This is a genomic window from Flavobacterium sp. U410 (assembly GCF_053570605.1).
On record NZ_JBSEFI010000004.1, the window covers coordinates 157107 to 171354 of the forward strand.

The window sequence follows — 14248 nt, forward strand, 5'->3', positions numbered from 1 at the left end:
TTTTAAAAATGAAGGGAATTAGTTTAACCGAACATAATCGTACCATAAAATTTACGGAAAGATATAAACAACTATACGAACGGTATGGAAACAATATCGTTTCAGAAGAAAAAGACAATACAATAAGAGAAAATACTGCTGAACTGGAAGGATTTTACGATTATTATTTAATTTTATTTGAAGAACTGGAAAAATGTATCAAGCATTATCATCTGAAACGTAAAGTATTAAAAACAAATCTTTATTCCTCAATCAGAAAAATGGAAACCCTTAAAAATAAAGGGTAAGACAAGCAACATGATAAATACTTGTAATTTATTGATCCTCATTTTCCCGGTAACGTTCCAAAGCACTTTCCAGTTTCTGAGAGATGATCCTCCGCAACCGTTCCGGTTTCAGTACTTCAATACCATCTCCAAAACCTAATAAAACACGTTCCAGTTCGTAGTTTTCGATTAAAAATAAATTGATAACAATACTGCCATCATCATTGGTATTTAACAATCTTTGACTTGAGTGTAACGGTTTCGTAATCACATAAGGAGCATTTTTGGCATCAATCCAAAGCTGTATGGCTTTCGGTTTCAAGCCCGTATTTACCGTTACGCCGATTACGTTTTTATAATAGGCTTCAGGATCAAAATCTATGGCTATAAAATCTCTATTGAAATCAAAATCGAGCGACACTATTCTGTCTAATGCTAAATTGACAATAGGCTGATTAGCATTTCGTTTGCCAATTAAGAACCAACGGTTATTGAATTCTTTCAACAGTAAAGGATAAAACTGAAACGTACTTTCTTCGGTCGACTTAAAGGATTTATACGTAATCATCAAAACGACTTTTTTAACGATAGCCTGATAAATGCTGTCCAGAAAATGCAAGCCTTTTAGCTTTTCGTTTTTATCCAAATGAATAATCGGTTGGTTATTGGTTTTTTCCGCATAGATTTTATCTTCCAAGCGTTGCAAAATATCCGAAACATCTGCAAAAAGCGAAAAATCCTTAAACTGTTTCAACATCGAAACGGTTTCCGTCAGCACATTAATATCCGTTTCCGTTAGCGGAATATCCGTAATCGAAAAATCTTCATCCGCATAGCGGTAAAACTTTTTATCATACACCTCAATAGGAGCATTATAGCCCAGTTTTTCACTGCGCATCATCTGGATGTCCAATTGCACCGTGCGTTTGCTCACCGGATTTTGCTTGCCTTCATATTCGTATAAAGCCTCATTACAAGCTTCAATTAAATCCTCCAATGTCCATTGGCGGTATTGGTTCTGCAAACATTTGTCAATGGTTTTATAGCGAATCAATGCATTTTTATTTTGAGCCATATTTACAATAGATTAATTTCTTTTTGAATGTTTGTTCTCGCTTGTTGTTCGTATCGATTTCGGAAAGTTTCCGTTTGGTAAATGAATTCATGCTCCAGAAAATGCTCCAAAGCTTTTTTGCGACCGGGTTTATACAAAATATCAGGATATATTTTATATTCTTTTCGAATTTGACCGCAATATACTTGATAGTCTTCCCAACTTTTCGACAGTATTTTCAGATCGAAATCAATCAGCCAGTTAATATCCTCTTCTTCGTGGTGTTGGTGATGTTGCGTAGCAACAATCATATCAAAAACTAATGCTTTGTTGATATGATGCTGCGGTTGCAATAGAGAAACGGCATACTCCGCACTTTGTAACTCATTGTCCTTACGAGTGGTTTTATAGATGAAATCATGATAAAAAATAGCAAACAACACTTCGTCAGGATGTTGTAAATACGATTGGTATTCTTGGTAAGCTGTAATCATTTCCTGCAAATGCGTCAAATTATGATAGTATCTTGACTTTCCCGTGTACGCTTTCTCTAAAGCTAACCATAAAGCGTTGATTTCTTGTTGGGTAAAGCCGATTTTTAAAGTTAATTCTGCGAATAGTTCCTGAAGATTCATAATTATTCTTTTCCCAAAAATACAATTATTTTAGAACTGCGTAAAATAATTGCGTAGTACAATACAAATATTTGCAATGTCAATTAGATAACGTTCTTATATATAAAATAAAAATGTCGGTCAAGTAAAAGTTACTTCAAAACTATTACCAAGGAAAATACTTATACCATTACCGACATATCAATGGGGTAGTAGCTCAGCGGTTAGAGCAGGTTAGTTTTGAAATTACTTGGATAGGTCAATCAAATCTTACTTCTGTGCAATTAATATGTCCGGGTCGTGGGTTCGAATCCCGCCTGCTCCACCATTTTGGACAATATAAACTTACTACTAGAAATTGGTATTTGCGGTTCGAATCCGCCTTTGAAGTTTATAGATTATCAAAAGTAATTTTCAGGTCAAGTGTTTCTTACTTCAAAACTCTTTTAGGATAGAATTCAGAAACACCGTTATCTATAATTAATAAAAAATACGAAAGATGAGAAATGAGTTATTAAAAATTAGTTTACGCCAAAGTGCTGTTTACATTCCTTCAGGAATAGTTAACAATGAATTAAAGACACTTTCAGAAACAACAATGGTATTGATAGCTAACGTGTCAAAATTAGGTTTTACATTTTCAGAACCTTTACTGAGATTATTGAATAATAGTCCGGTAAACTTTAAAATGGAAGTTTTTGAGACTTTAAAAAGCATATTAGGAACAGATAAAAACTGGGCTCCATTAGTTAAAGGGTGGAATATACCGACAAATGAGACCCATAAGGATCATATCATAACATTATTTGCCAATATCTTTAAATCAAAGAATGGAACAGTACTGCCATGTAGTCATCTTATCCCAATGAATACTTTTCCGCTAGACCGTTATAATGGTTGCCCATTTTGCGGAACACCTTTTGAATTCGGAAAAATTGAAAAGTTAGGACAAGGAAGTAAATTAAAAGTATTAGAAGTTTGGACAGAAGTAGAAATGACAGCATTCTTTACCTCACTTTTAGCCTCTAAGACAGCATTAGATGCTACTCAGATAGCTAGTTTAAAAGTTTTAATTAAACAGTTTAGTTTGCCACAAGTACCAATTGTGATGAAAGAAACTTTAATGGTAGTTGTTGATGAATTAATTGAACAAGATAAAGCTGAAAAAGCCAGCGTGTTTTTTTCTACACCAACCGATATTCTACGATATTTATGGTATAAGAAAACAACATTATTACAATTGATTGAACCGAAAACAATTCTCAATCGAATTGAAAATAATAATAAGCACATTTTTCTCCCCGCTGAGAATAGTGCAAACGCTAAATTAATTACAAAAAATGATTTAAAGCTCAAGTATTCCCGAAAAGAATGCTTAATGGTAGCTACTTGGTTAAACAATTTAGAATTATCAGCTGAAACAGCTTGTGAAATGATGCATCCGAAAAGAGCGATGTGGGTTCGATTTATTCGTGCGTTGCGCTTGCCAGAGTATGCTAAACGTAAAGGATTTGAAAACTTGGCCACTTTGTTAGATGTATTTTACAATCAAAATTACCAAGTTTGGCAAGGTAGCGTAAATTATTACCGATTGAAATCAGATGCAGAAAATACCTTTATGTTATTAAAGCAGAGACCAGGATTGTTTGCTCGTTCATTGTTCTCAAATATGCTTTGGTTTGGAGAAAAAGATACCATTAAAGCTTTTAAAGAGATTATCGATAAAGTGCCTACTCGATTAGTCTTTACATTAAACATGTATGCTCAAAATTATTTTGATCCTAATGTAAAACGAAGTGTAAAACCATTGGGGGGAGTCAACAAGCGAATTCCTGCTAATCCGATCTTGAAATTATATGATGAAGATCATCTGAAAAAGATGAAAAAGATGATTGAAGATTTATGCATATTCGCCATTAAGAAACGATTTGCATCTATTGAAAACACAAACAGAAGTATCTATATTGATCCGCAATTGTTTAACCTTCCTGTTGCTATAGGAGATCGAAGTGATACTGTTCAAGATTTACCGATAGCCTTGATGGGAACTAAATTTCCTATAGAAGGAGATGAAGTACGCCTGTTTATGCAATGGGGGAAAGATTTACCGGCGCAACATTTAGATATGGATTTAAGCTGTCATATAGCGTATGCTTCTCATTCTGAGATTTGTTCATTTAGTAATTTAGTTGCCACCGGATGCAAACATAGCGGAGATATTAGAAGTATACCGAATAAAATCGGTACGGCTGAGTATATCAATATTAATCTTAATGAATTGAGAAAAGCAAATGCAAAATATGTTGCCTTTACTTGTAATGCCTACAGTAATGGAGGTATTTCACCTAATCTGGTAGTGGGGTGGATGGATAGTGAATATCCGATGAAAATCTCGGAGAAAACAGGTGTAGCTTATGACCCTTCTTGTGTGCAACATCAAGTTAGAATAACACAAAATACAACCAAAGGTTTAGTTTTTGGAGTACTGAACGTTGACCGTAGAGAAATTGTATGGCTGGAAATGACTTTTAACGGACAAATAGTGAAAGGATTAGACTTTAATGGGGTTGAAGCTATGCTTTCTAAATTGAATTCAAAACTAAACGTCGGACAGCTATTAACTATCAAAGCTTATGCACAAGGTTTAGAAATAATGCCTAATGAAGATGCTGATGAAGTATATGATATGAAATGGGCAATGAATCCTGCCCTAGTGACACAGTTACTGATAGATTAAAAAGAATCAGTAGCTGATATTTAAAAAAAGATTTGTAAATCCTTATAACTACGCGAAATAATTGCGTACATAAAAACAAATCTTTGTTTAATAAAATTAATTATCCCGACAGGCAAAATAATAGATGGTCGGGTTTATAAAAAATATAAAAATGAACACAGCAATCAACGGAAACGATTTATTAGCATTAGGATATGCAGAAGGAAGTTTAATAGGAATCGCTTTAAAATGCAACCGTAAGAGAACCGGGTTTACCAAAGAACAAATGTTAGAGAACTATGCAAAGGTTCTGGCGCAACCGGAAGATTTTTTAGATCATGCATTATTTGGAGCTTTAGCACAAGCCATTATTGAAAAAACTAATGAAAAACCGGAAGATTATATTGCCTTAAATGAAAATCCGTCATCTTTTGCGATGTATGGTGAAGATCATATTGAAGAAGGTGCTAGAAAACAAATGGAAGTTGCGATGCAATTACCGGTTACCGTTGCCGGAGCTTTAATGCCCGATGCGCATCAAGGGTATGGGTTGCCGATAGGCGGTGTTTTAGCCACTAAAAATGCAGTTATTCCTTATGGAGTGGGAGTGGATATCGGGTGTAGAATGGCGTTGTCGGTGTATGATATTCCGGAGTTCTTTTATTTCGAGAACGAAGCCAAATTCAAAAGGGAATTGGTCGCACATACTAAATTCGGTGCCGGACAAGGTTTCAACGGACAATACAAAGCCGATCATGAGGTATTGGAACGTAAAGACTTTGCGAACAGCAAATTCATACAAGAGTTAAAAGACAAAGCGTGGTCGCAATTGGGAACTTCCGGTGGCGGAAATCACTTTGTAGAGTTTGGTATCATTGAATTTGAAAAAGAAGATACCGTTTTAAACATCCCGAAAGGAAAATATGTCGCCTTGTTGACACATTCGGGTTCCAGAGGTTTTGGTGCTACGATTGCCGGACATTATACCAAATTAGCCAAAGCAAACTGTAAACTTCCGGAAAAGGCAAAAAACTTAGCGTATTTAAGTTTGGATACCGAATTAGGTCAGGAATATTGGATGGCTATGAACTTAGCAGGCGATTATGCCTCGGCTTGTCATGAAGTGATTCATAACAAAATAGCCAAAGCGTTAGGAGCAACCGTTTTAGCCAAAGTAGAGAATCATCACAACTTTGCGTGGAAAGAGATCCATAACGGAGAAGAAGTGATCGTACACCGAAAAGGAGCAACACCAGCCGCAGAAGGTGTGATGGGAATTATTCCGGGAAGTATGACCGCTCCGGGATTTTTAGTGCGTGGAAAAGGAGCAACCGAAGCCTTACATTCGGCATCACATGGCGCGGGGCGACAAATGAGCAGAACACAAGCCGTTAAGAACATTACCCGAAATGAGATGAAAGCCATTTTAAAAGATCATGGCGTAACTTTAATTGGTGCCGGTTTAGACGAAGCGCCTATGGCGTATAAAGACATCAACCAAGTGATGGCAAACCAAGAAGATTTGGTAGAGGTAGTCGCTACATTTACGCCTAAAATGGTGCGAATGGCAGATGACGGTAGTAGAGAGGATTAATTATAACCGCAAAACCAGGTATTTCTACGGGGTTTTGTGGTTACTTTTTTGTTAAATTTGAAATGAAAAATCATGAGAAAAACCATATTAAAGCAATTACAAGAGATCGCAAAAGCTAAAAATGTTGAAATACTATACGCTGTAGAATCGGGGAGTAGAGCGTGGGGATTTGCCTCACCGGATAGCGATTATGACATCCGTTTTATCTACAAGCATGATTTGGATTATTATTTGTCGTTATGGGTACAAACCGATGTCATTGAATTTATGACCGAAGACGATTTAGACGGTAGCGGTTGGGATTTACGGAAAACCCTAAAATTATTAGCGAAATCCAATGCACCTTTGTTGGAATGGATCTATTCGCCTGTGGTGTATTATGAAAATGAAGTGTTTATGAACCAAATGCGAACACTAGCCAAAGATTGTTTTTCGCCTGTAGCGTGTTTGCACCATTATTTAGGTACGACTAAGAATTTTATGGAGGTTTGTGCTCAAGAAGAAGTAAAATTGAAAAGCTATTTTTATGCCTTGCGTACTGCTTTAGCCGGAAAATGGATCATAGAACGCAACACCTTTCCGCCGGTAGATTTTATGGAATTGTTGCCAATTGCTCCAATAAACATACAAGAAAAAATAAAAGAGTTACTAAATATAAAAGCTAACCAAGACGAAAGCTATTTGCACCCGAAAGAAGCATTAATCACGACTTTTTTACAGGAAACGGTACAGTTTAATAAAGAGAATGCTGCCGGGTTGCGAAGTGGGAAGAAGGTGGCTGTGGAGTTGGATGGGGTTTTTAGAAGAATTATTCAATAAAAGTTAAGTAGAATGACAAAAAAAATTAGCGATATTAATTGGGAGAAGCTACTTAAAGTTAATAGAGATATCTTTTTTAATTTGTTTAGTTTAAATGAAGAAGTAGCAATTTCTGATGAAGTAAAAATAAAATTCTACAGTTTAAAATATAATGATAATGGTCTTGATGATTTAGATTTTATAAATCATCTCTATGAGGCTGCTGTACATTATGTCTTTGATGAAAAAGATATTAAAGAACTTATTGAGGATGGATATGAACCTACTGATAAAGCATTAAGTTACTTTGGAGATATTGATCCTTTAACAGATGGAAGATATGGAGAACTAATTTTATATTTATTTATTGAAGCGGTTTTGCAAACACCTATGATAGTTCATAAAATTTCACAAACATATAATAATAATGACCAAGTAAAAGGTTCTGACGGACTTTTTATTGGTAATATAAATGGTCAAGCGACTTTATTGTTAGGTGAATCAAAAATGAAGAATAATTTCAATGCATGCGCGGGAGAAGCTTTAGACTCACTTAAAAGATATATAAATAACCCACAATCAATTGATAGAGAATTAGAAGTTGCAAAAAAACATTTAAGTCGAGATCTAAATAATCTTGATGAAAATGATTTGGATCTTATTTACCAAAGTCTTAGAACAAAGCAAATTGAATTTCAAGAATATAATATTTGTTACCCAGCTTTCTTAATGTATAAAGAAGGTAAAATTAAAGAAATAATTTCACGAAATATTCTAGAAATAGAAAAGCAAGTATTAATTTTTTTAAATTCAATAATAGAGCGAAGGTCAAATTATATTAAAGCATCCTTACCTGAAATTAATAATATAACATTTGAATTTTTTATGATGCCTGTTGATGATGTAAGCTCTTTTAGAGAAAAGTGTTACTCAGTTTTTCATAATGGAAAAAAATTTGAAAGAAAAGAATAATGAGCAATTTAACTATTGAATCTGCCAAAAATCATCCTGTTTTCAATCAAGTTTTGAACGCATTGATAACTAATAGATTTTATTCTGAGTTACAGATTGAAAAAGAAAAAGTTATAATTGAAAAAGATATACTTGACAAATCGATATGGTTAGCAAGTATTATTTCTACAAGTAGTGAAGAAGAAGATAAATATTTAAGTTCTGTATTTGGAATTGCTCTTTTTCTTGAATACGATTCTCAAGAATACAGAAAAACGGCTTATATAATTTTATCTAGATCAGGTAATTTAATTGCATCGAGATTTTTTAAGGAATTAATGACAATTAATTCAATTACAGGAAATCTTTTGTTTAATAGAAGTTTCGGGACAATAATGGATTTTGAATTAGGTTCAAAAATTGCATTAAACGAAATAGATAGTGGAAATAGTAAAATTTTAGGTTCTGATTATCAAAAACATCTGTGGAATGTTTTAACAAAAACAAATTATAACATTGCAATATCAGCACCTACATCAGCAGGAAAATCATTCATCATTCAAAACTATATTAGACAAACTTTTTTAAACAAGGATTCGTTTTATGTGGTTTATATTGTGCCAACTAGAGCTTTAATTTCTCAAGTATCTGAAGATTTTAAGAAAATATTAGGTAATGATGTTAGCATAAATACGGCTTTTATTGAAAAAGAAAATGAAGATAAAGGACAATTTACAAATAAAGAGATATTTATCTTAACACCAGAAAGAACTTTAAAATTAATGCAGTATTCTTATGAGAATGAATTCACACCTGATTTAATTTTTATTGATGAAGTACAAAATATTGAAGATGATGGAAATAGAGGTTTTCTTTTTGAATATTTAATAAATGAGATTGAAACTTATTGGTTTAGATCAAGGAAGGTAATTGCAGGACCATTTTTAAATAATCCAGATGTATTGTTAAAATTAATGTTTAAAGAAGTTAGTGAAAATTTAAAAACAATGTTTTCGCCTGTCTTTCAGTTAAAAATATCATTTAAACCTAGCAAAAACAATAATTCAATAACTTCTAAGATATTTTTTCAAGAGAAATTGATAAATACTATTGAAGTTCCAATTGATTTTGATTATAGAAAAGATGTTGTGCAAAATAAACTTAAAACAACAGTTAAAATATTATTACGATTTGGAGATAAAAGCAAAAATATCATTTATCTACCTAAGGCTAATTATGTAGAAGATTTTGCAATCTATTTAGCAAAAGCAAAAAACAATGATGATAAAAAATTTATTTTAAGTAATGAAATACATGAATTAATTGATTTAATTAAAGAAGAGATACATTCAGATTATTATTTAATTGATACATTAAAGGTTAAGACCGCATTTCATCATGGTAAGTTACCTGAGATTATTAGAGGTGAATTAGAATATCTTTTTGCAAATGGTTATCTTGATAATATTATATGTACTTCTACATTAGTAGAAGGAGTTAATTTACCTGCAGAAAAAGTTTTTATACCATACCCAAAAAAGGATGGAAACGATCTAAGTAAATTTGAATTTGGGAATATTGTTGGAAGAGCAGGAAGAATCAGAGACGCTCTTACAGGCACAATAATATGTTTAGAGAAAAGTGATGAAGATTGGGCTGAAGAGTTTTTTGAAAACGAACCTGATAAAGAGATTACTCCGGCTATTAATAAAATTTTAAAGTATCCTATTAATGAATTAATTGCTGCTTTAAATCAACCATTAGATGCCAACAACAAAAAAAATGAATTTGGAGTTATTTTTTTAAAATTAAAATACCTCAAAGGAGAACAAAACCTTATTGATTATCTTAATAATAAAAATGTAGATGAAGATTCAATTAATTTGATAGTTGAAAATATCTCTGAAAGGTTAAAAGGCATTAAAATCCCAAATGAATTGGTAAAACTTAACCCGAGTATTGATCCAGAACTACAAAATGAACTTTATTTAAAAATAAAAAATGAAGGAATTGAAAAATGGGTTTTTCACGATCATAAAAATTTTTACGCAAGATGGAAAAAAGAAATATTAATAACGAAGAGTCATGAGGAAAGCAATTTTTATGGTCAGTTGAAAAATATTTTATTTAAACTTGATGAAGTTTTCGATTTTAATAATGAAGCTTATTTTAAGCATGACATATCTAGATCATTATCTCAAATGGTTTTTTATGCGACATTATGGTTAGATAATAGAGGTTTTAAAGAGCTTATAATTAGAGAGATAAATTTTAATGCAGACACAAAAGGTATAATAGATAAAGAAAACAAAAATGATATAAATAAAACAATAAAAGAAGTTATTAAAGTTTACTCTTCAATTATAAGTTATGTTTTAGTAAAGTACACAAAGCTACTATCAGATATATTGAAATTTATTCTTAACGAAGAAGAATTAGAAAAACATAAACATAGTATTTCTTTACCAACTATGTTAGAATTAGGAACAAGTAATACTTTAGTATTACTATTAATATCTAAAGGTATTTCAAGATCAATCGCAATTAAAATATATAAATTAATTCCAGAAGAGGAAGCAGAAAATCCAATAGAATGGCTATCAAAACAAAAGGAATTAAATATTAAAAATATTTACAACAAGTACTTGAAAAGGAAAGGTTTTCTGTTACAAGATAAAGAAATATGATTTTTTAAATACAACTTATGACCATCCAAGACCTTAAATCCCATAAAACTAATCCTTTTCAAAGCTATTCCAAGCAGTAAATACTAGGTACAATTCAAACATAAAAATTACTATCTTATTTTTGCTAATTTTAGAAACATGAACTACAACATATCTTTTGAAGAAAGAGCCAAGTTAGGCATGGAAATACTATCCAAACAAGCCCCCGTTACTTTAGAAAAAGCCAAAGCACAAGCCCAATGGCTGAGTCAGGCAAGTCAATCAAAAAACAAATTACAAGCGATGAAAAAAGAAGATTTAAAGTATACAACCAAATTAGAAGTACTTTTATTAATAAAACAAAATAATATTCCTGAAGCAGTTGCAATAGTAATGACTGCATTAAAATGTGGTTTAAAGGAAGCTAAAGTAATTGTAGACGACCTTAGAAATGAAATGAAATGACCATCCAAGACCTTAAATCCCAAAACCTAATTCTCTTCGAAGTTATTTCGGGCAGTAAGTCGTTTGGTTTAAATACCCCAACTTCTGATACCGATATCAAAGGCGTGTATTATTTACCCAAAGAGCAGTTTTATGGGTTACAGCATATTCCGCAAATCAGTAATGAAACCAATGATGAGGTCTACTATGAGTTGGGGCGTTTTGTAGAATTGTTACTTAAAAACAATCCTAATATATTGGAAATATTAGCCTCTCCGGAAGATTGTATTTTGTACAAACATCCTATTATGGAGCAGTTGCACATCAAAGATTTTCTATCCAAACTGTGTAAAGACAGTTTTGCCAGTTACGCCATGACGCAAATCAAAAAAGCAAGAGGACTCAAAAAAAAGATAGTCAATCCTGTGGCAAAAGAACGTAAAAGCTTATTGGACTTTTGTCATCTTTTACAAGGCTATCAATCCATCGCTTTACGGGATTGGTTAGAAAAAAATAATTTAAATCAGGAACAATGCGGTTTGATCGATATTCCACATGCCAAAGGAATGTATGCCCTGTTTTATGATGAAACTAAAACTTTGGGCTATCGGGGCATCATCAAAAGCGAATTGTCTAATGACGTTTCGGTGTCTTCTATACCCAAAGGAGCAAAAGAAATCGCTTACTTATCCTGTAATTTAGAAGGCTATTCCAAATATTGTAAAGAATATGCTGAATATTGGGATTGGATAGAAAAACGCAATGAAGACCGCTATTTAACCAATCAAAAGCACGGAAAACAATACGACAGTAAAAACATGATGCACACCATTCGCCTGCTGCAAACTGCGGAACAGATTCTTTCTAAAGGAACCTTGAATATCAGAGTGACCAACAGAGAAGAATTACTTTCTATTAAAGCAGGAGAAATGGAGTATGATGATTTGTTGCAAAAAGCTGATGATTTAATTGCTTCGATAGAAGATTTGTATGTATCTTCGACATTGCCTGAAACACCTAATATTGAGAAATTAATAACTGTTTTAGTAGAAATGCGAAAAGAATTATATAATTAACCAATTTAAAAATGAAAAGAAAATTAATACTATTTCTAATGTTTATGATTTCACAACTATACTCACAAGTTGATAAAGATTCATTGAAAGTCAATGAAAAGAAAGTAATTCACGTAATATCTGAAGATAGTGTTAGAAAGATCGAATCATTACCAGTTTTACCATATCCGTATCATAAAGACTTGAGAGATTTTGATAATATTAATCAAATTCTAGGTAATCTGTATGCTTCAATTTTTATTTCAAATAACAAAATTAGAATGTATTATGCAGATCAAGGTAGAGAAACAATTGTTATTACAGAAGAGGGGAGGCTTGAGTTAAAGGACTTGTATTCAAGAAGAAGAGCATTTAAAGATTATATAAATGAAACTTCATCGATTTATAAAAAGCATTTTGATTACTTAGATAGTATTGGGAAAAAAATTATTCCAGCCAAAAATTTAAAATTAAATAAAAACTTAGATGTAAAACTTGGTTTACCTATCGGATATAGAATGGAGTGTTATGAAGATAAATATAGACGTAATAAACTCATATTGAGGGGACCATTAGTAAGTGATTCTAATGAAATATTTGTAGAAGATTTTGTTATTAAGTATATATCTTTTAAAGATAAAATTTATGAAATGTTAGATTTAGATAAAATTTTCGATACAAAACGGCAAATAAAATTGTTGGTAAAAGTATCTCGTGATGGAAATATAACTATAGAAGATGCGCAGTCTAATGATAAAAATATTGCTAAGGATTTTGAAAAAAAAGTAAGCATACTCAATGAATGGTTAAATAATGAAAAAAGAATGGGTAAAATATTTTTTCCAGCGATTAATATTTATGATGAAGAAGTAGATTACTTTTTTGATTTTTCGAATTTTACTCTTGTTGCAGATGAATAGTTTATATATTTTCCCTCGAAATGAAAACACAACACACATAGCACTCGTAAAGTCAATCTATCGCTTAGGAGAAGAATTTCCTCGTAGTCGAAAAGCGTGTTTTGTATCATTAGGTATGCATTAAAACAAACAAGTATACCATATTCAAAGCGTCCTTTTATCCAAAGGGGCGCTTTTCTATTTCTAAATGGAAGCTTAACTATATAAATTAGATTGACAAACTGAAAATTAAAGAAACCATTTCATCATTCTGTTTTAACGAATCTCAAGAACAAGAAGAAAAGCTTGTAAAGTCTTTATAGTTTCTTTTCAAACAACTTGTGATCTGTTTTTATTATACAATAAAACAATCACAATAACGTGATTAAAAAATTATTTTACAAATAAAGATCACAATGGATTCCTTTATCAGATTATGGAAGAAGCACGCCGATTTCGGGAAGTGCTCGAGCTCACACAAGAAGAAGCCGCACATGCAAAAACGCCCTCCTGTTAAGGGCGTTTTTTTATTTTGGTATAGATTGTTTTTTTACCACGGTGTATTGAGCTGTGTTTTAAGTTAAAAAAAAGGATTGCTTTTTAAAACAGGTATTTATACGTATAATCTTACTATTGTTTCTAAATACATTTGGTATGTAGTTCTACAAAAAGAAAGATTTATTAAGATAAGCTTTAATTAATAGAATCTTTTTTCAAAGCTATTTTGATAGTTGTAAAAGGCGTCATTTACAAATGAATCATTGGCTTTATTCTATGTAATGGGTGCTTTAAAGCGGAGCATCAAAAAAATAAATTAATAACAAATACCAAAAAATCATGAGCACAAAAGAGATTTCAACTGCTGACGGAAAATTATTTTTCTCAAACCCTCCACATCCTGACAGTGCATTTCAACCGGAAATGAAAAATTTAAATGACTTAACGGATTTTAAAATTGATACTTCAGCTGCAAAAGCAAGTAAATCTGCAGCAGCTTTACCAAAAGTTGCAGTATATACAGTAGCTGCTGACGTGGTGGTAACACCTACTAATCCTTTGATTATTTCGGGAAGCGGCCCGGTACAGGTGAGTTATAATAAAGTAACTATCCAACCCGGAGGACAAATCAAAGTATTAACTACTGCTGATATTCGAATTGTAGAGTTAGTAAAAATGTAATTAAAAATAGAC

General features: G+C 32.1%; 12 protein-coding genes and 1 tRNA gene. 11 read left to right on the plus strand and 2 right to left on the minus strand.

The window, feature by feature from the left end:
- Positions 1-8 precede the first annotated feature (8 nt).
- Positions 9-287 carry a hypothetical protein gene (locus ACUSJC_RS04730; RefSeq protein WP_449268406.1) on the plus strand — a complete coding sequence of 93 codons (279 nt, stop codon included), beginning with the start codon at positions 9-11 and terminating at the stop codon, positions 285-287.
- 28 nt (positions 288-315) lie between these two features.
- Here ACUSJC_RS04730 and ACUSJC_RS04735 read toward each other — a convergent pair whose 3' ends face one another.
- Together ACUSJC_RS04735 and ACUSJC_RS04740 are read right to left on the minus strand one after the other, a co-directional pair.
- Positions 316-1341: a helix-turn-helix transcriptional regulator gene (locus ACUSJC_RS04735; protein ID WP_449268407.1), complete on the minus strand. Its 1026-nt coding sequence runs from the start codon at positions 1339-1341 to the stop codon at positions 316-318.
- 2 nt (positions 1342-1343) lie between these two features.
- The gene (locus ACUSJC_RS04740) at positions 1344-1955 is read right to left on the minus strand and encodes an HD domain-containing protein (RefSeq protein WP_449268408.1); all 612 of its coding nucleotides are present in this window, start codon (positions 1953-1955) and stop codon (positions 1344-1346) included.
- Positions 1956-2140: 185 nt separating this feature from the next.
- Here ACUSJC_RS04740 and ACUSJC_RS04745 point away from each other — a divergent pair.
- The 10 genes from ACUSJC_RS04745 to ACUSJC_RS04790 all read left to right on the plus strand — a co-directional run bounded on the left by ACUSJC_RS04745 (position 2141) and on the right by ACUSJC_RS04790 (position 14236).
- A tRNA-OTHER gene (locus ACUSJC_RS04745) sits at positions 2141-2262 on the plus strand.
- Positions 2263-2433: 171 nt separating this feature from the next.
- Complete coding sequence (locus ACUSJC_RS04750; protein WP_449268409.1) at positions 2434-4671, plus strand: hypothetical protein; 2238 nt, start codon at positions 2434-2436, stop codon at positions 4669-4671.
- Positions 4672-4822: 151 nt separating this feature from the next.
- A complete protein-coding gene (locus ACUSJC_RS04755) occupies positions 4823-6244 on the plus strand; it encodes an RtcB family protein (RefSeq protein ID WP_449268410.1) in 1422 nt (473 codons plus the stop codon).
- Positions 6245-6316: 72 nt separating this feature from the next.
- Positions 6317-7063 (plus strand): nucleotidyltransferase domain-containing protein, encoded by a 747-nt coding sequence (locus tag ACUSJC_RS04760; RefSeq protein ID WP_449268411.1) that lies wholly within the window; start codon positions 6317-6319, stop codon positions 7061-7063.
- A 12-nt stretch (positions 7064-7075) separates the two neighbouring features.
- Positions 7076-8014 (plus strand): HamA C-terminal domain-containing protein, encoded by a 939-nt coding sequence (locus tag ACUSJC_RS04765; protein WP_449268412.1) that lies wholly within the window; start codon positions 7076-7078, stop codon positions 8012-8014.
- On the plus strand, positions 8014-10680 hold the full coding sequence (locus ACUSJC_RS04770; RefSeq protein ID WP_449268413.1) for a DEAD/DEAH box helicase: 2667 nt from the start codon (positions 8014-8016) through the stop codon (positions 10678-10680). Before ACUSJC_RS04765 ends, ACUSJC_RS04770 begins: the two co-directional genes overlap by 1 nt.
- Positions 10681-10818: 138 nt before the next feature.
- Complete coding sequence (locus ACUSJC_RS04775; RefSeq protein ID WP_449268414.1) at positions 10819-11124, plus strand: hypothetical protein; 306 nt, start codon at positions 10819-10821, stop codon at positions 11122-11124.
- Positions 11121-12179: a DNA polymerase beta superfamily protein gene (locus tag ACUSJC_RS04780; protein WP_449268415.1), complete on the plus strand. Its 1059-nt coding sequence runs from the start codon at positions 11121-11123 to the stop codon at positions 12177-12179. The genes ACUSJC_RS04775 and ACUSJC_RS04780 overlap by 4 nt, the downstream gene beginning before the upstream one ends.
- A gap of 11 nt (positions 12180-12190) precedes the next feature.
- Positions 12191-13078, plus strand: coding sequence for a hypothetical protein (locus tag ACUSJC_RS04785; protein ID WP_449268416.1), 888 nt, complete (start codon positions 12191-12193; stop codon positions 13076-13078).
- Between the two features lie 816 nt (positions 13079-13894).
- Positions 13895-14236, plus strand: a complete 342-nt coding sequence (locus tag ACUSJC_RS04790; protein ID WP_449268417.1) for a hypothetical protein — start codon at positions 13895-13897, stop codon at positions 14234-14236.
- The last annotated feature ends 12 nt before the right edge of the window (positions 14237-14248 follow it).